The 24,013-nt window shown below is 73.4% G+C and carries 7 protein-coding genes; all 7 read left to right on the forward strand.

Features of this window, described 5'->3' with window-relative positions; all coding sequences use genetic code 11:
* Positions 1-1,875 (forward strand): beta-ketoacyl reductase (locus IEZ00_RS37420; protein ID WP_229796295.1); only part of this gene is annotated, 1,875 nt, incomplete at its 5' end.
* Positions 1,876-1,886: 11 nt separating this feature from the next.
* The gene (locus IEZ00_RS31805) at positions 1,887-20,252 is read left to right on the forward strand and encodes a type I polyketide synthase (protein ID WP_229796296.1); all 18,366 of its coding nucleotides are present in this window, start codon (positions 1,887-1,889) and stop codon (positions 20,250-20,252) included.
* 108 nt (positions 20,253-20,360) lie between these two features.
* Positions 20,361-21,617: a cytochrome P450 family protein gene (locus IEZ00_RS31810; protein ID WP_189227078.1), complete on the forward strand. Its 1,257-nt coding sequence runs from the start codon at positions 20,361-20,363 to the stop codon at positions 21,615-21,617.
* Complete coding sequence (locus IEZ00_RS31815) at positions 21,614-22,015, forward strand: nuclear transport factor 2 family protein (protein WP_229796297.1); 402 nt, start codon at positions 21,614-21,616, stop codon at positions 22,013-22,015. Before IEZ00_RS31810 ends, IEZ00_RS31815 begins: the two co-directional genes overlap by 4 nt.
* Before the next feature lie 27 nt (positions 22,016-22,042).
* Complete coding sequence (locus IEZ00_RS31820) at positions 22,043-22,465, forward strand: allene oxide cyclase barrel-like domain-containing protein (protein ID WP_189227079.1); 423 nt, start codon at positions 22,043-22,045, stop codon at positions 22,463-22,465.
* A 134-nt stretch (positions 22,466-22,599) separates the two neighbouring features.
* Entirely contained in the window at positions 22,600-23,433 is an 834-nt protein-coding gene (locus tag IEZ00_RS31825) for a mycofactocin-coupled SDR family oxidoreductase (RefSeq protein ID WP_189227080.1), read from the forward strand.
* 95 nt (positions 23,434-23,528) lie between these two features.
* Positions 23,529-23,993 carry a nuclear transport factor 2 family protein gene (locus tag IEZ00_RS31830; protein WP_209620323.1) on the forward strand — a complete coding sequence of 155 codons (465 nt, stop codon included), beginning with the start codon at positions 23,529-23,531 and terminating at the stop codon, positions 23,991-23,993.
* Positions 23,994-24,013 lie beyond the last annotated feature (20 nt).

Raw genomic sequence — 24,013 nt, forward strand, 5'->3', positions numbered from 1 at the left:
CTGACGGCCCGAGGGGCCCTGGTCGGCCGGGTCACGGTCCCACGGCAGGCGGATGTCGAGGCGCTCCGCCACCAGCTGACCGTGGCGTTGGACGGCCAACGTGCCGCGAACGTGGTGTCGCTGCTGGGCTTGGACGCAGCGGGGGACACCGACGCCGCATCCGTGCCCGCCGGTCTGCGCGGCACGCTCGCGCTGGTGCGGGCGGTGAGCACGCTGGGCCTGTCGACCCCGATCTGGTGCGTGACCCAGGACGCGGTGGCTGTCCGACCCGGAGACTCCGTCACCCAGCCGCGGCAGGCCGCGCTGTGGGGGTTCGCCCGACAGGCGGGGCTGGAGCAACCAGTGCCGTGGAGTGGTGTCGTCGACCTGCCACGCGAGGTCGGCCACGCGGACCTCGCGGCGCTGGCAGGGGCGCTCGGCGACGATGAGAGCGAGCTGGCGGTGCGGGGCGGCGCGGTGTTCTGCCGCCGACTGACCCGTGTCGCCGCACCCGCGCACCGGACGTCCCAGCCGCTGGAGCGCAGCGCCCTGGTCACCGGCGGCACCGGCGCGCTCGGGGCGGAGGTGGCGCGCTGGCTCGTGGCTCGTGGGGCGCGGCACCTGGTGCTGGCCAGCCGTCGTGGCCCGGCCGCGCCCGGCGCCGCCGAACTGGCCGCCGAGCTGGCCGAGCGGGGTGCCTCGGTGTCGGTGGTCGCCTGCGACGTGGCCGACCGGGCGCAGCTCGCCGAGCTGCTGGACTCCTGGCCCGCGGAGCACCCGCTGACCACGGTCGTGCACACCGCGGGTGTCCTCGACGACGGCGTCATCGACCGGCTCACCCCGGAGCGCTTCGAGCGGGTGTTCCGCCCGAAGGTGGCCGCCGCCTGGCACCTGCACGAGCTGACCAAGGACCACGACCTCGTCGACTTCGTCCTGTTCTCGTCGTTCGTCGGCACGGTCGGCCCGGCGGGCCAGGCCAACTACGCCGCCGCGAACAGCTCGTTGGACGCGCTGGCCGCGCACCGCAGGGCTCTCGGGCTGAGCGGGACCTCCATCGCCTGGGGACTCTGGCAAGGCCCCGGGATCGCCGACCGCGACGGGGTGGAGCGACAGCTGGCGGCCCGCGGCCTGCGGGCGATGGACCCCCGCCGCGCCATCCAGGTCATGGACCAGGTGATCGACCGCGACGAGACGGCCGTGGTCGTGGTGGACGTCGACTGGTCCTCGTTCGCCACCGAGCTCGTCGGCACCCGATCGGCACCGCTGCTCGCGGAACTGCTCCCGGCCGAGGAGACCGCGCCCGGACGGTCGGCGCGAGCAGCGGCCGACACCGACGTGCGCGAGCGGCTCGCCGGCCTGCCCGCCACCGAGCGGGCGTACTCGCTGACCGAACTCGTCCGGACCACGGTGGCGGCCGTGCTCGGGTACACCGACATCGGCTCGGTCGAGTCGGGGCGCAGCTTCCAGGAGATCGGGTTCGACTCGCTCACCGCGTTGCGGCTTCGCAACCGGCTCGGCGCGGCGACCGGCCTGCAGCTGCCCGCCACGCTGGTCTTCGACTACCCGACGCCCGCCTCGGTCGCCGAGCTGGTGCACTCCGAGCTGTTCGGCGAGGACACCGGGACCTACGAGAGCGGGACCTACGAGAGCGGGACCGGCGAGGGCGTCGACGACGCCGGGTTGAAGCGGATCATCGACCGCATTCCGCTCGCCTCGTTGCGGCGGGCCGGGCTGGTGGGCGCGCTGCTCGAGCTGGCCGACACCGCCCCCGTGGTCGAGCAGGTCGACAGCGCCGCGCCCACCAGCGCGATCGACTCGATGGACATGGCTGATCTCATTCGCGCCGCATACGGCAGAACCGATGCGAGCGACCAGTCGGAGGGACCGACCTCATGACCACCGCCTCCATGAACGAGCTCGTTGACGCGCTGCGCAACGCGCTCAAGGAGAACGAGCGGATCCGGCAGCGGCTCGGCGAGGTCGAGGCGCGGAACCGGGAGCCGATCGCCATCGTCGGCATGGCCTGCCGCTACCCCGGTGACGCCAACAGTCCCGAAGCCCTGTGGCGGCTCGTGGCCGACGGCACCGATGCGGTGTCCGGCTACCCGACCGACCGCGGCTGGAACCTGGACGAGCTCTACGACCCCGACCCGGAGAAGGTGGGCCGGACCTACTCGCGGGGCGGCGGTTTCCTGCGGTCGCCGTACCTGTTCGACCACGACTTCTTCGCCATCCCCCCGCGCGAAGCCACCGTGATGGACCCGCACCAGCGGCTGCTCCTGGAGACCTCGTGGGAGGCCCTGGAACGGGCGGGGATCAGCGCCGACGCGGTGCGGGGGAGCCAGACCGGCGTGTACGTCGGCGTCAGCTACCAGGACTACATCTCGCTGCGCACCGTGCCGTCGACCTACGAGGGCTACACGCTCACCGGCAACATCGCCAGCGTCGTCTCCGGACGGCTGTCCTACGCGTTCGGCCTGCAAGGGCCTGCGGTCACGGTGGACACGGCGTGCTCCTCCTCGCTGGTCGCGCTGCACCTGGCCACCCAGGCGCTGCGCTCGCGGGAGTGCTCGCTCGCCCTGGTCGGCGGGGCGACGATCATGTCGGGTCCGGCGTCGCTGATCGAGTTCGCCCGGCAGCGCGGAATCGCCCCGGACGGCCGGTGCAAGGCCTTCAGCGACGAGGCCGACGGCATGGGCTGGGGTGAGGGCGTCGGCGTGCTCGTGGTCGAGCGGCTGTCCGACGCCCAGCGCAACGGCCACCAGGTGCTGGCCCTGGTGACCGGGTCCGCCCTCAACCAGGACGGCGCCTCCAACGGCCTCACCGCGCCGAGCGGCGCGGCCCAGCGCCAGGTGATCCGGGCCGCGCTGGCCAACGCCGGGGTGTCCTCGACCGACATCGACGCGGTCGAGGCGCACGGCACCGGCACCAGGCTGGGCGACCCGATCGAGGCCAGGGCCCTGCTGGCCACCTACGGCCGGGAGCGGACGGCGGACACGCCGCTGTGGGTCGGATCGCTGAAGTCCAACATCGGGCACCCGCAGGCCGCGGCGGGCGTCGGTGGCGTGATCAAGATGGTCATGGCCATGCGCAACGGGGAGTTGCCCAGGACGCTGCACGCCCAGCGGCCGACGTCCCACGTGGACTGGTCGGCGGGCACGGTCCGGCTCCTCACCGACCCTCGGCGGTGGCCCGACCGGGGCCGCCCCCGGCGCGCCGCGGTGTCGTCGTTCGGGATCAGCGGCACCAACGCCCACGTCGTCCTGGAGCAGGCCCCCGACGACCCGGTCGCGGCCACCTCCGTGCCGGTGCGGCGGGCCGACACCGGTCCCTGGCCGTTCGTGGTGACGGGTCGGGGCGCCGCCGGGCTGCGCGGCCAGGCCGAGCAGCTGCGCTCCTTCGTCGAGCGCCACCCGGAGCTGGAGCCCGCCGACATCGGGCGGAGCCTGGTCACCACCCGCGCCGCGCTGGCCGACCGCGCGGTGGTGGTCGCCGAGGACAGGGCGGCCCTGCTGGCCGGTCTGTCCGCGCTGGCCGAGGGCGCGGAAAGCGCCGCGGTGCACGTCGGCCGGGCGGCGGAGGGCCGCCTGGCGGTCGTCTTCACCGGTCAGGGTGCCCAGCGCGGCGGAATGGGGCGCGAGCTGGCGGCGCGGTACCCGGTGTTCGACTCGGCGCTGGACGAGGTCTGCGGGGTGCTCGACGCGCTGCTGGGCCGGTCGCTGCGCGAGCTGATGTGGGAGGGCGGCCCAGCGCTGGACCGCACCGAACACGCCCAGCCCGCGCTGTTCGCCTTCGAGGTCGCCCTGTTCCGGCTCGTCCGGTGGATGGGCATCCGGCCCGAGTTCGTCGCGGGCCACTCGATCGGCGAGATCAGCGCCGCGCACGTGGCGGGCGTGCTGTCCCTCGCCGACGCCGGTCGCATGGTCGTGGCGCGCGGCCGGTTGATGCAGGCGCTGCCGGAGGGCGGCGCCATGGTCGCGGTGAACGCCGCCCTCGACGTGGTGGCCCCGCTGGTCGCGGCCGCGCCAGGGGTGTCCGTGGGGGCGGTGAACAGCCCCGGCTCGGTCGTGCTGTCCGGGGCGGAGGAACCGGTGGCGCAGGTCGTGGCCCGGCTCGCCGCCGCCGGCTACCGGACCCGTCGGCTCACGACCAGCCACGCGTTCCACTCGGAGCTGATGGACCCGATGCTCGACGACTTCCGGGCCGTCGTCGCCGGACTCGCCTTCGGCGCGCCCGACATCCCGGTGGTGTCCACGCTGACCGGTGCCCTGGTCGACGCGGCCACGCTCGGCGAGCCCGAGTACTGGGTCCGCCAGGCGCGCGAGCAGGTGCGCTTCGCCGACGGCGTGGCCACCCTGCACGAGCGGGGGGTCACCCGGTTCCTGGAGCTGGGACCGGACGCGGCGCTCTCGGCCATGGTCTGGGAATGCCTGCCCGACGACCGGCGGGTGACGGCCGTGGCCGCCTGCCGCCGTGACCGGTCCGAGGCCGTCGCCCTGCTCACCGCGGCCGGTCGCCTCTTCGCGGGCGGCGGCGAGGTGGACTGGGTGGCGCTGTTCCCCGACGGCGGCGGGCGGGTGGACCTGCCGACCTACGCCTTCCAGCGGCACCGGCACTGGCTGCCGCGCGACGGCTCCGCCGCCCCGGCTCCCTCGGCCCCGCCCTCAGCCGCCGCGCCCGAGCCGACCACCGGCGCTCGGGTCGCGGACGTGCTGGCCGTCGTGGACCAGCGCCGGGTCATGAGCGATCTGGTGCGGACCTCGATCGCCCTGGTGCTGGGCCACGACTCGCCTGCCGCTGTCGACGTCGAGCGCACCTTCCAGGACCTGGGCTTCAGCTCGCTCGCGGCGGTGGAGCTGCGGGACCGGCTGAACGCGGCGCTCGACCTCCGGCTGCCCGGCACCCTGGCCTTCGACTACCCCACGCCCGCCGCCCTGGCGGCGTACCTGGTCGCGCTGGTGACCGGCGCGGCCGACGAGGAGCCCGGCGCGACCGCCACCCCCGCCGCGTCCGCCGACCCGATCGTCGTGGTCGGCATGGCCTGCCGCTACCCCGGTGGCGTCGGCTCGCCCGAGCAGCTCTGGGAGCTGGTGGACGGCGGGCGCGACGCGGTGTCGGGACTGCCGACCGACCGGGGCTGGGACCTGGACGCCCTGCTGCACCCGGACGCGGCGCGGCAGGGCGCCACCCACGTGCGCGGCGGTGGGTTCCTCGACGACGTGGCGTGGTTCGACGCGGGGTTCTTCGGCATCTCGCCGCGCGAGGCGGCCTCGATGGACCCGCAGCAGCGGCTGCTGCTGGAACTGACCTGGGAAGCGCTGGAACGGACCGGGATCGACCCGAAGTCGTTGCGGGGCAGCCGGACCGGCGTGTTCGTCGGCACCAGCGACCAGGACTACGCGGACCTGCTGCTGGGCAGCGCCGAGCTGGCCGACGGCTACCTGCTCACCGGGACCTCCGCCGCGGTGCTCGCCGGGCGGGTCTCCTACCAGTTCGGCCTGGAAGGGCCCGCGCTGACCGTCGACACGGCTTGCTCGTCATCGCTGGTGGCGATGCACCTGGCCGCGCAGGCGCTGCGGTCCGGGGAGTGCGCGCTGGCGCTGGCGGGCGGGGCCACCGTCATGGCCACCCCGGTCGACCTGCAGGAGTTCGACAAGCAGGGGCTGTCCGCCGACGGCCGCTGCAAGGCGTTCGGAGCGGACGCCGACGGGACCGGTTTCGCCGAGGGCGCGGGCCTGCTGGTGCTGGAGCGGCTCTCCGACGCCCGCCGGAACGGCCACCCCGTGCTCGCCGTGCTCCGCGGCTCGGCGATCAACCAGGACGGCGCTTCCAACGGCCTCACCGCGCCCAACGGCCCCTCCCAGCAGCGGGTCGTGCGACAGGCGCTGGCCAACGCGGGCGTGCGGCCCGACGAGGTGGACGCCGTGGACGGGCACGGCACCGGCACGGTGCTCGGCGACCCGATCGAGGTCGAGGCGCTGCAGGCGGTGTACGGCCGGGACCGGCGGGAGGGCGACCCCCTCTGGTTGGGCTCGCTCAAGTCCAACATCGGCCACACCCAGGCGGCGGCCGGGGTCGGCAGCGTCATCAAGATGATCATGGCGATGCGGCACGGCCTGCTGCCCAGGACCCTGCACGCGGACCGGCCCTCGGAGCACGTCGACTGGGAGAGCGCGAACGTCCGGCTGCTCGTCGACGCCCGGCCGTGGCCGACGACCGGGCGTCCCCGGCGGGCTGCGGTGTCGTCGTTCGGGGCGAGCGGGACCAACGCGCACGTCATCGTGGAGCAGGCTCCGGCCCCGGAACCCGAGGACGAACCGGCGGACCGGTCCCACGCGCCGAAGGTGCTGCCGCTGCCGCTCAGCGGTCGCGGTGAAGCCGCGCTGCGCGGTCAGGCGCAGCGGTTGCGCGAGCACCTGCTGGCGCTGGGGGCCACCGGTCCGGCGGAGCTGGCCGACGTGGCGTTCTCGCTGGCGGGCACCCGGTCCTCATTGGACCACCGGGCCGTGGTGCTCGGCGGCGACCTCGCCGAACTGCTGTCCGGGCTGGACGACCTGGCGTCGGGCACCACCCCGGTCGCCGGACCCGTCGGCTCCGGCAGCACCGATCCGGTGTTCGTCTTCCCAGGCCAGGGCGGGCAGTACGCCGGGATGGCCCTGCGGCTGTGGGACTCCTCGCCGGTCTTCGCCGCGTCCATGGCGGAGTGCGAGGCGGCGCTCGCGCCGTACGTGGACTGGCACGGCCGCACCCTGCGCGATCTGCTGGCGGCCGCGGACGACCTGGACCACGCCGAGCAGGTCCAGCCCGCGCTGTTCGCGGTCATGGTCTCGCTCGCCCGGCTGTGGCTCTCCCACGGGGTGGTGCCCGCCGCGGTGATCGCGCACTCGGTGGGGGAGGTCGCGGCCGCGCACGTCGCGGGCATCCTCACCCTCGCCGACGCGGCCAGGGTCCTGACCGCGCGGGCGCGCGTGTCCGACAGGCTGAGCGGGTACGCCACGCTCTGGGTCGGGCTGCCGGTCGAGCGGGTGCGCGAACGGGTCGGACGGCTGGCCGACGTGCACGTCAGCGCGATCAACGGGCCGCGATCGGTCGTGCTGACCGGTCCGGCCGACCGAGTGGCCGCGCTGCGGGCCGAGTACGAGGCCGCCGGTGTCCGCGCGCGTCCCATCCCGATGGACTACCCGACGCACTCCCCGCACATGGCGGTGGTCGAGGACGAGCTCCTCGCGCTGCTGACCGACATCCGCCCGGCGACCGCCTCGGTGCCGTACTACTCCACGACGCTGGCCCGCCGGGTGGAGGGCCCCGAGCTCGACGGCCGGTACTGGTTGACCAACCTCGTGCGGCCGGTGCGCTTCCACGACACCGTCGCCGTGCTGCTGGCCGACCAGTACCGCGTGCTGCTGGAGGTGGCCCCGCACCCGCTGCTGGCCCCCGCGATCCAGGAGACCGCCGAGGAGCGCGACGTCGAGGTGACCGCGCTGGCGACCCTCCGCCGCGGCGAGAGCGACCCGGACGTGTTCCTGCGGTCGGTGGCCGCCGCGTGGCGGGCCGGGCTCACCGTGGACTGGTCCGCGGTCTTCGCGGGCACCGGGGCGCGGCGGGTCGACCTGCCGACCTACGCCTTCCAACGGCAGCGCTACTGGCCGACGGCGTCGGCGTCCGCGCCGGGCGACCTGGCCGCCAGCGGCCTCGAAGGGGTCGACCACCCGCTGCTCGGCGCCAAGGTGGCGCTGGCGGGGGACGCGGGCTTGCTGTTCACCAGCAGGCTCTCGTCGCGCGTCCACCCGTGGCTGGTCGACCACGCGCTGTTCGACCGGCCGCTGCTGCCGGGGACGGCGTTCCTGGAGTTGGCGATCCGCGCGGCCGACGAGGCGGGCCTGGGCCTGCTGGAGGAGCTGACCCTCGAGGCGCCGCTGGTCCTGCCGAGCGGGCACGACGTGACGGTCCAAGTGCTCGTCGGCGCTCCCGACGGCGACGGCCGCCGCACCCTGGAGATCTACTCCCGGCAGGCGGAACCCGGCGAGGCCGCGGGCGCTTCGTGGACGCGGCACGCGCTGGCGAGCGCGGTGCCCGGCGACGACCCGGAGCCCGCGCCGTGGCCGACGGACTCGACCTGGCCGCCGACCGGGGCGACCGAACTGGACGTCGCCGGGGCGTACGAGCGGCTCGGCGCGCTCGGTTACCACTACGGCCCCGCCTTCACCGGCCTGCGCCGGGCGTGGCGGAGGGGTGATCAGGTCTTCGCCGAGGCGGAGCTGCCCGAGGGGCTCGCGGCCGACGCGGCGCGCTTCGGCCTGCACCCGGCCCTGATGGACACCGGCCAGCACAGCCTCGCCGTGGACCAGCTCGACTCGTCGCGGACCGACCAGGCCCCCGGCGTGCGGGCGCCCTTCCTGTGGTCCGGGGTGCGGCTGCTCGCCTCGGGGGCCGCGGCGCTGCGGCTCGTGTTCTCCCCGACGGGGCCGTCCTCGTGGTCGGTGGACGGGTTCGACACCACCGGCCGACCGGTGCTGAGGGTGGACTCCCTGGTGGCCCGCGAGGTGTCCGCCGAGCAGCTGCGCGAGGTCGACACCGCGCACGGCGACGCGCTGTTCGAGCTCGGCTGGGTGCGGTGCGGATCGGCCGATGCCGGTTCGCAGGCGAGCACCGGAGGATCGATCGGCTGGGTGACGCCGTTCGACCGGGCGCGGACCGCGCCGTCGGAGGAGGAGCGCGCGGTCGACGCGCGGGTCCACCCCGACCTGGCCGCCCTGGGCTCGGCGGTGGACGGTGGCGCGCCGCTGCCCGACCTGGTGGTGCTGCGCGTTCCCGACCTCCCGACACCCGAGTCGGTGGTCGAATCGACGCACACCGCCGTGAACGGCACGTTGCGGGTGCTGCAGGACTGGCTCACCGATGCCCGGTGGGAGCGGTCGCGGCTGGTCGTGGTGACCGGCGGCGGGCTCGTGGGCGCGGCGGTAGGCGGCCTGGTGCGCTCCGCGCAGTCGGAGAACCCGGAGCGGGTGGTGCTCGTCGAGCAGGCGTTCGCCGATTCGGAGCCGGTCGGGGCGCGGTCGGCGGAGGCGCTCGTCCGGGCCGCGATCGCGTCGGGTGAGCCGGAGGTGTCGGTCCGGGACGGACGGCTGTGGTCGCCCCGGCTGACCAGAGCCGCCGCCGAGGTGCCCCCCGGTCCCGACGAGCCCGCGCGGGGCGAGCAGCCCTCGGTGTGGGGCACGGGAACCGTGCTGCTGACGGGGGCCTCCGGAGTGCTGGCCGGCCTGGTGGCCGAGCACCTCGTCACCGAGTGCGGGGTGCGGCGGCTGCTGCTGGTGTCGCGGCGGGGTTCCGCCGCTCCCGGTGCCGGTGAGCTGGTCGAGCGGCTGACCGGGGCGGGCGCCTCGGTCCGGGTGGTCGCGTGTGACCTGGCCGTGCGCCAGGAGGTGGCGGACCTCGTCGGCTCGCTGCCGCCGGAGTTCCCGCTCAGCGCCGTGGTGCACTGCGCGGGGGTGCTCGACGACGCGACCCTGGGGTCGCTGACCCCCGACCGGGTGGACGCGGTGCTGCGGCCCAAGGTGGACGCCGCCTGGCACCTGCACGAGGTCACCCGTGACGCCGAGCTGTCGGCGTTCGTGCTGTTCTCCTCGGCCGCGTCGGCGTTCGGCACCGCGGGCCAGGCGAACTACTCGGCGGCCAACGCGTTCCTGGACGAGCTGGCCGACCACCGGCGCAGGCTGGGCCTGCCCGCGGTGTCGATCGCCTGGGGGTGGTGGGCCCAGGCCAGCGGGATGGGCAGCCACCTCGGAACCCAGGACCGGGCCAGGATGGCCCGCACCGGCATCCGCCCGGTGGACAACGACTTCGGCCTCGCCCTGTTCGACGCGGCTGCCCGCAGGCAGGGCCGCGTCATCGCCGCCCCGTTCGACCTCGCGGGCATGTCCACCGCGGCCACGGTGCCGGGACTGCTGCGCGGGCTGGTGCGCCGTCCGGCGCGGCGGGCCGTCGAACCCCACCTGGCCGGTGGGACCGGATCTCGCGAGGGCCTGGCGGCGCTGGAACCGGCCGAGCGCGACCGGGCCGTCGCCGAGCTGGTGCGCACCCACGCGGCGGCCGTGCTCGGGCACTCCTCGGCCAACGCCATCGACGACCGGCAGCCCTTCACCGCGCTGGGGTTCGACTCGCTGACCGCGGTGGAGCTGCGCAACCGGCTCACCGCGGTGACCGGGCTGCGGCTGCCCGCCACGCTGATCTTCGACCACCCCTCCCCGGCCGCCCTGATCGAGTTCGTGCGGGGCGAGGTCGGCGGCGAGGCGGCCGCCCCGGCCCGGCCGACGACCACCGCGACGGCGGCCGGGACCGGGGACGACCCGATCGCGATCGTGGGCATGGCCTGCCGCTTCCCCGGCGGGGTGAGCTCGCCCGACGAGCTGTGGGACCTCGTCGCGCAGGGGCGGGATGTGATCGGCCCCTTCCCCGCCGACCGGGGCTGGAACCTGGACGAGCTCTACCACCCGGACCCCGACCACTTCGGGACCACCTACACCCGTGAGGGCGGCTTCCTCTATGACGCCCACCAGTTCGACCCCGAGTTCTTCGGCATCTCGCCGCGCGAGGCGATCACGATCGACCCGCAGCAGCGGCTGCTGCTGGAAACGGCCTGGGAGTCCCTGGAGAACGCGGGCATCGACCCGACCTCGCTGCGGGGCGGCCCGACCGGCGTGTTCGTCGGGCTGATGTACCACGACTACAACTCGCGGCTGCGCACCAAGCCCGAGGAGTTCGAGGGCTACCTGGGCAACGGCAGCGCGGGCAGCATCGCGTCGGGTCGGGTGGCCTACGAGTTCGGCTTCGAGGGCCCCGCCGTGACGGTGGACACGGCGTGCTCGTCGTCGCTGGTCAGCATGCACCTCGCGGCGCAGGCGCTGCGGTCGGGCGAGTGCTCCCTGGCGCTGGCGGGCGGTGTGACGGTGATGGCCTCGCCCGAGCTGTACGTCGAGTACAGCAGGCTGCGCGCGAACGCCCCGGACGGCCGGTGCCGGGCCTACGGCGCGGACGCGGACGGCACCGGCTGGTCCGAAGGCGTGGGCCTGGTGGTGCTGGAGCGGCTGTCCGACGCGCGGCGCAACGGGCACCAGGTGCTGGCGCTGGTGGCGGGCTCGGCGCTGAACCAGGACGGCGCGTCGAACGGGCTGACCGCCCCCAACGGTCCGTCCCAGCAGCGCGTGATCCGCCAGGCCCTGGCCAACGCCGGGTTGTCCGCCTCCGACGTGGACGTGGTCGAGGGGCACGGCACGGGAACCCGGCTGGGCGATCCGATCGAAGCCCAGGCGCTGCTGGCCACCTACGGCAGCGAGCGCGCCGAGGACGCGCCGCTGTGGCTGGGGTCGATCAAGTCCAACATCGGCCACACCCAGGCGGCGGCGGGCATCGCGGGCACGATCAAGATGATCATGGCGATGCGGCACGGGGTCATGCCCAAGACCCTGCACGCGGAAACCCCGTCGCCACGGGTGGACTGGTCCTCGGGCGCGGTCGCGCTGCTCGACCGGGCTCGGGAGTGGCCGGATCGGGGCAGGCCCCGCCGGGCCGGGGTGTCCTCCTTCGGCGTCAGCGGGACCAACGCGCACCTCATCCTGGAACAGCCCCCGGCCGAGCCCACCGCCCCGACCCCCGACAACGCCCCTGCCCCCGCGGCGACCCCGCCCGCGTGGCCGCTCGTGCTGTCGGCCCGAGGGCAGGCGGCACTGCGGGGGCAGGCCGATCGACTGGAGTCCCACCTGCGCGACCGGCCCGACGTGGCGTTGGCGGATGTGGCCCACTCCCTGGTGGCCGACCGGGCGCACCACGACCACCGGGTGGTCCTGCTCGCCCGCGACCGCGAGCAGGCCCTGGAGCGGTTGGCGGCGTTCGCGCGCGGGGGAGAGGGAGCCGGGGTGGCCCGGCGGGGCTCGCTGGCGATGGTGTTCACCGGTCAGGGCGCGCAGCACCCCGGCATGGGCTCGCGGCTGCACCGGCGGTTCGCGGTCTTCGCGGCCGCGTTCGACCAGGTGTGCGAGCAGTTGGACCCCGAGGTCCGGGAGGCCGTCCTCGGCGACGGGCGCGACCGGCTCGACGCCACGGAGATCGCCCAGCCCGCGCTGTTCGCGGTCGAGGTGGCGCTGTTCCGGCTGTTCGAGTCCTGGGGTGTCCGGCCGGACTTCCTCACCGGTCATTCGGTGGGCGAGATCGCGGCCGCGCACGTCGCGGGCGTGCTGTCGCTGCCGGACGCGTGCCTGCTGGTGTCCGAGCGGGGCAGGCTGATGGCGCGGCTGGCCCCCGGCGGTGTGATGGTCTCGGTGACCGCGGGCGAGCAGGTGGTCGCCCCGCTGGTCGCCGAGCACGCCGAAGCGGTGTCGATCGCGGCGGTCAACACCCCCGGTTCGGTGGTGCTCTCCGGGCTCGAGCCCGCCGTCACCCGGATCGTGCGGCGCCTGACCGAGGACGGGTACCGGGCGAAGCGGCTGGTCGTCAGCCACGCGTTCCACTCGCCGCTGATGGACCCGATGCTCGACGAATTCCGCGCCCTGGTGCGTGGCCTGGCGTTCCAGCCGCCCCGCGTTCCGATGGTGGGCGGCGACGAGGTGACCGACCCGGAGTACTGGGTGCGGCACGTGCGGGACACGGTGCGGTTCGCCGACAGGGTGGCCGAACTGCGCGGCGCGGGCGTCACGCGGTTCCTCGAGATCGGTCCCGACGCGCCCCTGACCGGCGCGATCCGCCAGTGCCTCGACGAGCCGGACGTCGTCGCGGTCCCCAGCATGCGCCGGGACCACGACGAAGCCGACACGGCGCTCACCGGACTCGGCACGCTGTTCGCCGCCGGAGTGGAGGTCGACTGGCCTGCCCTGTTCGACGGCACCGGGGCTCGGCGCACCCCACTGCCCACCTACGCGTTCCAGCACCAGCGGTACTGGCTCGACGCCCCCGAGCCGCCCACCGATCTCGCCGCGGTCGGCCTCGATCCGCTCGACCACCCGCTGCTGCTGGCCTGCGTGGAGGTGGCGGGCGGGGAAGCGGTGCTGCTGACCGGCAGGCTCGCGCCGCGGACCCAGCCGTGGCTGCGCGAGCACGTGCTGTTCGAGCAGGCCCTGCTGCCCGGCACCGCCTTCGTGGACCTGGCGCTGCGGGCCGCCGAGCAGGTCGGCTGCGACCTGCTGGACGAGCTGACGATCGAGTCCCCGCTGCTGATCCCCGCGACGGGCGCGGTCGCGCTGCAAATCCTGGTGGAAGCCCCCGACGAGGGGGGCCACCGGAAGATGACGATCTCCGCCCGCCCGGACGGCGACGCCGACACCCCCTGGACGCGGCACGCCACCGGAGCGGTGTCCGCCGCGCGGAGCGCACCGGACCCCGATCCGCTCACCGAGTGGCCGCCACCGGGAGCCGAGGTCGTCGACGTCGCGAGCGCGTACGAGCTGTTCGCCGGGGCGGGCCACGACTACGGGCCGACGTTCCAGGGGCTGGTGGCCTGCTGGCGGCGCGGCGCGGAGCTCTACGCCGAGGTGGAGTTGCCCAGCGGCGGGACCGACGTCGAGCGCTTCGGCGTGCACCCGGCGCTGCTGGACGCCGGTCTGCACGGCGGCGTGCTGCGGGCCCTCACCTCCGAAACCCCCCAGGGGCTGGTGCCGTTCTCCTGGGCGGGAGCGCGGCTGTTCGCCTCCGGCGCGACCGCGCTGCGCGTCCGGGTCCGACCGGTGGCCACCGACACGGTCGCCCTGGACGCCTTCGACGACACCGGCGCCCCGGTCTTCAGCGTGGCGGCGCTGTCCTCGCGCTCGGTGTCCGCTGACCGGCTCCGCGCCGCCGCCGCTTCCCGCGACGACTCGCTGTTCGAGATCGGCTGGGTCGAGTGCGGCCGCGTCGACGACACCGCGCCCCGCTCCGGGATCACCGTGCTGGACGGCCCGATCCAGCTCGCCGAGCTGGTGTCCGGGCGGGACGGGGGAACCGAGGTTCCGCCCCTCGTGGCGGTGTCGGTGCCGGGGGAGGGGCTCGCCGTCACCGACGACGTCCACGCGGCGGTGAACGACGTGCTGCGTGCGGTGCAGCTGTGGCTGGCCGATCCCGGTTGGGAGTCCTCGCGGCTGGCGGTCGCCACGACCGACAGCCTGACCGGCGCGGCGGTGCGGGGCCTGCTGCGCTCGGCGCAGTCGGAGAACCCCGACCGCATCGTCCTGGTCGAGGGTGACGCCGACACGATCACCACCGCGGCGCTGCACGCGGCCGTGGAGTCGGGTGAGCCGGAGGTCTCGGTGCGCGACGGCGCGCTCCGGGCACCACGGCTGGCCCGCCTGGCGACCGCCGACACCGCGCACGCCACCCCGTGGTCGGCCGGGACCGTGCTGATCACCGGCGCCTCGGGTGTGCTCGCCGGGCACGTGGCCCGATACCTCGTCACCGAGCACCGCGCGCGACACCTGCTGCTGACCTCCCGGCAGGGGCCCGACTCGCCCCGGACCGCCCGGCTCGCCGCCGAACTGGCCGAACTCGGCGCCGTGGTCAGCGTCCTGGCCTGCGACGTCGCCGACCGCGAGCAGGTCGCGGCCGTGGTGGGTTCGGTGCGGCCCGAGTTCCCGCTCACCGCGGTGGTGCACTGCGCCGGAGTGCTGGACGACGGCGTGTTCGACGCCCTGACCAGCGACCGGGTCGACGCGGTGCTGGCGCCCAAGGTCGACGGCGCGTGGCACCTGCACGAGCTGACCCGTGAACTGGACCTCTCCGCGTTCGTGCTGTTCTCCTCCTCCGCCGCGCCCTTCGGCGCACCGGGCCAGGCCAACTACGCCGCCGCCAACGCCTTCCTCGACGCGCTGGCCGTCCAGCGGCACCGCCACGGCCTCCCCGCCGTCTCGATCAGCTGGGGCTGGTGGGGCGAGGACAGCGGGATGACCGAGAACCTCAGCCGGACCGACGTGGCTCGGATGGGGCGGGGCGGGATGTTGCCGATGGCGACCGCCCAGGGCCTCGAACTGCTGGCCGCCGCGGCCGACCTGGCCCGGCCGAACGTGATGGCCGCTCGCCTCGACCTGGCCGCCGTGCGGTCGGCGGGCACGGTGCCCGCCCTGCTGCGCGGCCTGGTGCGGCGTCCGGCCCGGCGCGCGGCGCGCTCGTCGGTCGCCGGACCGCAGGTGGCGCGACTGGCCGGTTCCTCCGCCGCCGACCAGGTCAAGGCCATCGGCGAACTGGTGCGCGAGCAGGTCGCCGCCGTGCTCGGCCACCCCAGCGGCGCCTCGGTCGACATGACCCGCGCCTTCCACGAGGTCGGGTTCGACTCGCTCACCGCGGTCGAGCTGCGCAACCGGCTCAACACGGCCACCGGGCTGCGGCTGCCCGCGACGCTGGTGTTCGACTACCCCACCCCCGAGGCGCTGGCCGCGTTCGTCCGGTCCGCGCTGGTGGGCGACGAGGCCGACCCGGACGAGGCCGACACCACCGGGGCCGCCCCGGCCGGGCGCGTCACCGCGACCGGTGACGACCCGATCGTGATCGTCGGCATGGCCTGCCGGTACCCCGGCGGGGTGGACTCGCCGGAGGAGCTGTGGCGGCTGGTGGTCGAGGGCCGCGACGCGATCACCGGCTTCCCGGTCGACCGAGGTTGGGACCTGACCCACCTCTACGACCCCGATCCCGAACGCCAGGGCACGACCTACGCCAGGGGCGGCGGGTTCCTCCGCCACCTGTCCGGGTTCGACTCCGACTTCTTCGGCATCTCGCCGCGCGAGGCCATCGCCATCGACCCGCAGCAGCGGTTGCTGCTGGAGACGGCCTGGGAGTCGTTCGAGAACGCGGGCATCGTCCCCACCGTCCTGCGCGGCGGCCCGGTCGGGGTGTTCGTGGGCGCGAACGGGAGCGACTACCCGGCCCTGCTGGCCCAGGACTCCCGCGACTTCGGCGGCCGGGTGCTGACCGGCAACGCGGCCAGCATCATCTCCGGGCGGCTGTCCTACGAGTTCGGGTTCGAGGGGCCTTCGGTCTCCATCGACACGGCCTGCTCGTCCTCGCTCGTGGCCATGCACCTGGCGGCCCAGGCGCTGCGCTCGGGCGAGTGCTCGCTGGCGCTGGCGGGCGGTGTCGCCACGATGGCCACCCCCGCCATGTTCGTGGAGATGGCGCGGCAGCGGGGCCTGTCCCCGGACGGTCGGTGCCGGGCCTTCGGCGCCGGAGCGGACGGCACCGGTTGGGCCGAGGGCGTGGGCCTGCTCGTGCTGGAACGGCTCTCCGACGCCCGCCGCAACGGCCACCGCGTGCTGGCCGTCCTGGCGGGCTCGGCGGTCAACCAGGACGGCGCTTCCAACGGCCTGACCGCGCCCAGCGGCCCGTCGCAGCAACGGGTCATCCGCGCCGCGCTGGCCAACGCCGGGCTGTCGGCCCGCGAGGTCGACGCGGTGGAGGGACACGGCACCGGGACCAGGCTCGGCGATCCCATCGAGGCGCAGGCTCTGCTGGCCACCTACGGACGCGACCGCGAGTCCGACAACCCCCTGTGGCTGGGTTCGGTCAAGTCGAACATCGGCCACTCGCAGGCCGCCGCGGGCGCCGCCGGAGCCATCAAGATGATCATGGCGATGCGGCACGGCCTGCTGCCGGGGACCCTCCACGCCCAGACCCCGTCACCCGAGGTCGACTGGTCCTCCGGCGGGGTGGCACTGCTGGACCGGGCCCGCGACTGGCCCGAACAGGGCCGTCCGCGCCGGGCGGGCGTTTCCGCGTTCAGCCTCAGCGGAACCAACGCGCACATCATCCTGGAACAAGCGCCCGACGACCTCCCCGCGCCGCCGACGACGCCCGCCCCGGACGAGGGCACCGAGCCCGGGCCGGTGCAGCCAGTGGTGCTGTCGGCCCGAGGGCGGGCGGCCCTGCGCGCCCAGGCGGCGCGGCTGCGCGCCCACCTGACCGACCGGCCCGAACTGACGCTGGCCGAGGTCGCGCGATCGCTGGTGACCGACCGCGCGGTCCACGACCACCGGGCGGTGGTGCTCGCCGCCGACCGCGAGCAACTGCGCGAGCGACTCGCGGCCTTCGCCGACGACACCCCCGCGCCCGGCGCGGACGCCACCGGCGTGGCGGGCAGCGGTGGCCTGGCCGTCGTGTTCACCGGTCAGGGCTCGCAACGAGCCGGGATGGGCCGCGAGCTCCACCGCCACTTCCCGGTCTTCACCGCCGCGTTCGACGACGTGTGCGCGGCACTGGACCCCGCGCTCCGGGGCATCGTCCTCGACGAGGACGACGCCCGGCTGAACACCACGCAGTTCGCCCAACCCGCGCTGTTCGCGATCGAAGTGGCCCTCTTCCGGCTGTTCGAGTCCTGGGGCATCCGACCCGACTTCGTCACCGGCCACTCCGTCGGCGAGATCACCGCCGCCCACGTGTCGGGCGTGCTGTCGCTGACCGACGCCTGCGCGTTGGTGACCACGCGGGCCCGGCTCATGCAGGGGCTCGCACCGGGCGGGGCCATGCTGTCCGTGAACGCCGGTGAGGACGTCGTGGCCGCACTGCTCGCCGGCGCGGCGGGGCCCGTCTCGATCGCCGCGGTCAACTCCCCGGAGTCGGTGGTCATCTCCGGCACCGAGTCCGCCGTCGGCGATGTCGGACGACGCCTCGCCGACGCCGGGTACCGCACGAAGCGGCTGACCGTCAGCCACGCCTTCCACTCCCCGCTGATGGACCCCGTGCTCGGGCAGTTCCGGGCCGCGCTCGACGCCCTGGAATTCCGGCCACCGCGGATACCGATGACCAGCGGCGACGTGGCCACCCCCGAGTACTGGGTCCGGCACGTCCGGGACGCGGTGCGGTTCGCCGACATGGTCGGCGAACTCCGGGCGGGCGGGGTGACCCGCTTCCTGGAGCTGGGACCGGACGCGGTCCTGACCGGCCTGGTCCGCGAGTGCGCGACCGGTGAGGGCGTCGTCGCCGTGCCCGGCCTCCGGCGAGGCCGTTCCGAGACCGAATCCGTGCTCGCCGCGCTGGGCACCCTGTTCGCCGTCGGGGTCGAGGTCGACTGGCCCGCCCTGTTCCCGGCGGCGGGCGCGGGGCGGACCCCGCTGCCGACCTACGCGTTCCAGCACAGGCGCTACTGGCCGGACACGCCGGAAGCGCCGGCCACCACAACGGCCGACCCGGACGCCGTGGACAGCCGGTTCTGGGGGTTGGTGGAGCAGGGCGACCTCGACGCGCTCAGCGCCGAGCTGTCCACAGAGGAACGGGACGGCCTCGGCGCCGTGCTGCCCGCACTGGCCCGGTGGCGCGTCGGCCTGCGCGAGAAGACGACGCTGGACAGCTGGCGGTACCGGTTGAGCTGGCGGCCCGTGCCGACCCGCCCCGAGGGCGCGCTCACCGGCACCTGGTTGCTGGTGGTGCCCGTCGGCCACCGCGACGACGCCTGGGCAGCGCCCATCGAAGCGGCGATGACCGCCGCCGGGGCCGAGGTTCGCGTCCTGGAGGTCGGCGAGCAGCAGCTGGACCGGGCCGCGCTGGCGACCCGGCTCGGTGAGCCGCCGTTCGCCGGGGTGGTCTCGTTGCTGGCGGCGGAGCAGGCCCGCGTCCAGGGGCACCCCGGCGTGCCGGTCGGTCTGGCGGCCACGGTGAGCCTGGTCCAGGCGTTGGAGGACCGCGCGATCGACGCGCCCCTGTGGTGCCTGACCCAGGGCGCGGTGCACGTCGTCCCCGGCGACGGCCTCGACCACCCCGACCAAGCCCTGCTGTGGGGTCTCGGACGGACCCTCGCACTGGAGCGCCCCGACCGCTGGGGCGGTCTGGTCGACCTGCCGAGCACCCCCGACGACGCCTCGCTGGCCGGGCTGATCCGCCTGCTGGGTGACGGCGGCACCGGGGAGCAGGCAGCGCTGCGGGACGGCGCCGTCCTGGGCGGCAGGCTGGTCCGCGCCGACCCGGACGAGCCGCGACGGCGGAACTGGCGACCGTCGGGCAGCGTGCTGGTCACCGGCGGCCTCACCGGCCTGGGCGCCCGCACCGCGCGCTGGCTGGCCGAGCAGGGCACACCCCACCTCGTGCTCACCTCCCGCCGGGGCCGGGAAGCGCCGGGCGCCGTCGAGCTCGAAGCCGATCTCACCGCCCTGGGGTCCGCGGTGACCATCGTCGCCTGCGACGTCGCCGATCGGGACGAGGTGCGGGCCCTGCTCGCCGATCTTCCCGCCAACCTGCCGTTGACGGCCGTGTTCCACAGCGCGGGGGTGGCCAACGACGGCGTCATCACCGAGCTGACCCTCGACCGGCTGGACAACGTGCTGCGGCCCAAGGTGGACGGGGCGTGGAACCTCCACGAGCTGACCCGTGACCTGGACCTGTCGGCCTTCGTGCTGTTCTCCTCGGCCGCCGGCCTCATCGGCTCGCCCGGCCAGTCGCACTACGCGGCGGGCAACGCCTTCCTCAACGCCCTGGCCCACCACCGGCGGGCGCGCGGTCTGCCCGCCACGACGATCGGCTGGGGCCTGCTGGCAGGCGGAGGCATGGCCGACGACACCGGCGCGACCGACCGGGCGAGCCGTCGGGGCCTGCACCCGATGGATCCCGGCCAGTCGCTGGCCGGACTGCGGCGAGCGCTGGACCACGACGAGACCTACATCGCCATGACCCACGTCGACTGGAGCCGGTTCATCAAGGCGACCGCGGGCACCGTCAAGTGCGCGGTGATCAGCGACCTGCCCGAGTACCGGGCGGCGTTCCCGGTGGCCGCCGAGGCGGATCGGCTCGCCGAGCCCAGCGGCGGGTCCGGGCCCTGGGCGCGACTGGGCGCCCTGGACGGGGACGAGCGTGACGCCGTGCTGTTGGAGTTGGTGCGGACGCAGGTGGCCGAGGCGCTCGGTCACAGCTCGACCGAGGAGCTGCCGCCGACCAAGGCGTTCCTCGAACTGGGTTTCGACTCCCTCTCCGCGGTCGAGCTGCGCAACCGGCTCGTTGCGGCGACCGGGCTGACGCTGCCCGCGACGCTCACCTACGACCACCCGACTCCGCTGGCGCTGCGTGACCACCTGCGGACGGCGATGTTCGGCGCGGACGCCGACCAGGCCGAGTCCGCGCTGGCCGAGCTCGACCGGCTGGAGGAGGTGCTCTCGGCGGTGACGGCGGACAACCGCGTCGACGAGGCGGTCAGGAACGAGGTGCTGCGGCGGGTCCAGAAGATGGCCGCCTCGCTCACCGATCAAAGTGGGCATTCCGAGCAGAGCCGGCTCATCGCGGACGCCGACGACGACGAGCTGTTCGACTTCATCAACCGGGAGCTGGGCGGTGCCGGCCGGTGAACCGGGACCAGTGCGCCACGGCTCGACATGCCGCCGGAGCGGTTCGACCGCGACCCGCCGGATCTGTTGATTCCCCCGCTTCGACACCTGAGGACAAAGGACATCCCCATGACGACTGACTCCACAGGGGTCGACACGTCCGGCACCGGGACATTCGCCGAGGCCGACCTGTTGAGCTGGGATTTCATCCAGGACCCGTACCTGACCTACCGCGAGATGCGCGCCGGGACAGGCCCCCGGCGGCTCGTCATCAAGACGTTGAGCACCGGCCTGCGCGCGTGGCTGGTCACCGAGTACGGCGATGTGCGTCGGCTGCTGGCCGATCCCAGGCTCTCGAAAGCGGCCGGGGGCGCCGCGCCGATCATCGCCGAGCACAGCACCGAGGACGTCTCGGGGCAGGCGATCACCTCGGAGAGCATGCTGTTCAGCGATCCGCCGCAGCACTCGCGGTTGCGCCGGATGTTCACCAGGGCGTTCACGGTGCGCCGCACGGAGAATCTCCGCCCGCGGATCGAGGAAATAACCGATAAACTGCTCGGTTCGATTCCCGCCGGAGCCGAGATCGACCTGGTAGAGTCGGTGGCGATGGCCATCCCCATCGCGGTGATCGGCGAATTGCTCGGCGTACCCCGCGCGGCCCACCACGATCTCCGCCGGTGGAATCGCACGCTGACCGGTGTCGATTCGGAGCCGGCCGAGAAGTACCGGGCGTACATGGCTTCCCTGGAGTACTTCCGGAACCTGATCGCCGAGAAGGTGAGAAGCCACGACACCGCGGACGACCTGATCAACGCGATGATCGACCCGGACAACGAGGAGCGATTCGACGAGTCCGAGCTGCTTTCCACCATCTTCCTGATGATGAACGCGGGGTACGAGACCACCGCGAACTTGATCAGCAGTTCGGTGTACGCCCTGCTGAAGCACCCGGAACAGCTGGAGCTGTTGCGCGGGGACGCCACCCTGATACCGAACGCGGTGGAAGAGTTCCTGCGCTACGAGAGTCCGCTGAACCTCTCCACATTGCGCTACACCACCGAACCCGTGGAGATCGGTGACACCGTCGTCCCGGCGGGCGAGGTGGTGTTCCTGGCGCTGGCCTCGGCGAATCGCGACCCGGATCGGTTCGCGGCACCGGACCGGCTGGACATACGCCGCGACGCTGCCGCGCACCTGGCCTTCGGCCACGGCATCCACCACTGCGTCGGCGCGCCGCTGGCACGGCTGGAGGGTGAGATCGTGCTGGCTCGGCTCTTGGACAAGTTCCCGCACTGGGAAGCGGCCGAGCCGCTGGACCGGCTCGACTGGCGTTACACCTTGCAGTTCCGCGGCCTGGAGCGGCTGCCGGTGAGGTTGCACGCATGACCCGTGAACACGTGCCACGACGAGAATGGGGCGGAGCCATGTCCGCAGAAGTGATCGACCGATTCTTCAAGAGTTCGGGCGCCGGCGACATCGAGACCGCCGTCGAGTGCTTCGCCGAGGACGGGCAGTGGATCACGCCCGACGGGGACGGGCTCGGGACGGTCCACACCAAGGACGAGATCGGCGATCTGATCAACAGCTTGAACGCGATGCGGGAAAAAATGATCGCCTCAGGGGTCGACGGGAAGTTCGAACCGCCGATCATGCTCGGCGAGAACCTGGGACTGGTCCGGTGGACCGTGGAGACGACCGAGGGGAAGGTCGTCAACCGCGGTGTCGACCTCTTCGTCCTGAGTGACGGCAAGATCGTGCTCAAGGACGTCTACCGCAAGATCTGAAACGCTCGACCGGGAAAGGGCAGAATTGTGATCAACAGCTACGAGGATCTGGTCGAGACCACGATCAGCGCCACCACCGACATCGAGGACCTGCAGAACATCCACGTCGGCCAGAGCGGCACCTACGAGCACGCCCTGTTCACCACGTCCGGGGAGAAGGTGGCCACCACCTCGGGTGGGTTCAAGGTTCTCTACCGGCGGGAGTCCGACCAGCAGTTCATGGCCTACCTGACCAACGAGGTCGTCTTCGAGGACGGCTCCGGAACGATCCGGGTCGCCGGCTGGATCGACATGGGGTCACTCCTGTCCGGGAACTGGGCCTACTACCCGAGTGTGGGTGTCAGCGGCCGGTACCTCGGCCAGACGGGGTTCATGGCTTGGCGTCCGCGCAATCTCGGCAAGGAAGAGGGAGCCGAGGTCAAGCTGATCATGTTCGCGTCCGCCGAGTGAACGATCCCGCGATGGCGCCAGTGCAGTGCGGGTGCGGTCGCGACACCGCGAGGAGTGTCGAGTTCGTGATCTCGTGCGGTCCGCCGCGAATCGCGCTTTCCTTCTTCTGACGTGGAGGTCCAGAGTTGAGCCGGATGGCCGGAAAAGTCGCACTGATCACCGGAGCCGCGCGCGGGATGGGCCGTTCGCATGCGGTGCGGCTCGCCCAGGAAGGGGCGGACATCGTAGCTGTCGACCTGTGCGCGGACGTTGACACCACGCCGTACCCCGGAGCGGGCGGTCAAGACCTCGCGGCGACGACGCACATGGTCGAACAGCTGGGCCGACGGGTCATCTCACGCCAGGCGGACACGCGCGACCTCAAGCAGTTGCAGAGCGTGGTCGACGAGGCGGTAGCCGAGTTCGGGCACATCGACGTGGTGTGCGCGAATGCCGGGATATCCAGCTTCGGGTTCGCCTGGGAGCTCTCCGAGGAGACCTGGCAAGAGATGATCGACGTCAACCTGACGGGATCGTGGAAAACCGTCAAAGCGGTGATCCCCCACATGATCGAGCGGGACGAAGGCGGATCGATAGTCTTCATCAGCTCCGTGTCGGGGCTGATCGGCGTGCCGACCATGGCGCACTACACCGCGTCCAAGCACGGCGTGGTCGGGTTGATGCGCGCCCTGGCGGCGGAGTTGGCGCCGTACAACATCCGGGTGAATTCGGTGAACCCGGGAAACGTCGACACGCCGATGGTCAACAACGCCACGATGCGGCAACTCTTCCTGCCCGAGATCTCCGACCCGACGCCCGAGGACGCGGACAACGTGATGAAGGGGATGAGCGCGCTGCCCGTCGGCTGGATCGACTCGCGAGGGATCAGCGACGCGGTGCTGTACCTGGCCTCGGACGAGGCGCGGCACGTCACCGGGATCGCCCTGCCCGTGGACGCCGGGATGATGATTCCCAACAAATCGCGTTAGGAATTGGTACCGGTCCACGGGTGGAACGTGGACCAGAATTCGCAGGTCCGCCACGCGCCCAGGTGCGCGAACAAGTTGTCGGAGGCTGTTTCAGCATGACGGAGAAAACGCTCTCGTGGCTGGTCAACCGACTCGAGATCATCGAGTTGACGGCCAAGTACGCCTACCTGCTCGACACCCGCCAGATCGACCTCCTGATGGAGCTGTGGAGCGACGCGAGCCCGGTTTTCGATGAAGAGGACTTCGGGCTGGGGAAGGCCACCGGGAAAGACCAGATCCGGCACCACTTCGAGGTCGACATCTACGGGCAGATGGAGAACCTCTGCCACCTGACGACGAACCACGTCGTCAACGAGATCCTCGAATCCAGGGCCTCCGGCACCTGCACCGTCTTCGCCCAGGGCGACGTGCGGGCAGGCGGGACCTCTCGGGCCACCGCGTACTACAAGGACCAGTACGTCCACGAGAACGGGATGTGGAAGTTCTCCAGTCGCAAAGTGATCCCGCTGACCAGGCCGGAAGCGGGCAACTTCCAACTCCCGGCGGGCAACGCGGGATGAGCGGCATGGCCTGAGGGGGA

It is taken from the genome of Saccharothrix coeruleofusca, assembly GCF_014648515.1.
Lineage (GTDB): Bacteria > Actinomycetota > Actinomycetes > Mycobacteriales > Pseudonocardiaceae > Actinosynnema > Actinosynnema coeruleofuscum.

What these genes read in the sequence shown, in the direction of transcription:
- IEZ00_RS31805 (WP_229796296.1), top strand. Translation starts at nt 1,887, where the DNA reads ATGAACGAGCTCGTTGACGCGCTGCGCAACGCGCTCAAGGAGAACGAG.
- IEZ00_RS31810 (WP_189227078.1), top strand. Translation starts at nt 20,361, where the DNA reads ATGACGACTGACTCCACAGGGGTCGACACGTCCGGCACCGGGACATTC.
- IEZ00_RS31815 (WP_229796297.1), top strand. Translation starts at nt 21,614, where the DNA reads ATGACCCGTGAACACGTGCCACGACGAGAATGGGGCGGAGCCATGTCC.
- IEZ00_RS31825 (WP_189227080.1), top strand. Translation starts at nt 22,600, where the DNA reads ATGGCCGGAAAAGTCGCACTGATCACCGGAGCCGCGCGCGGGATGGGC.
- IEZ00_RS31830 (WP_209620323.1), top strand. Translation starts at nt 23,529, where the DNA reads ATGACGGAGAAAACGCTCTCGTGGCTGGTCAACCGACTCGAGATCATC.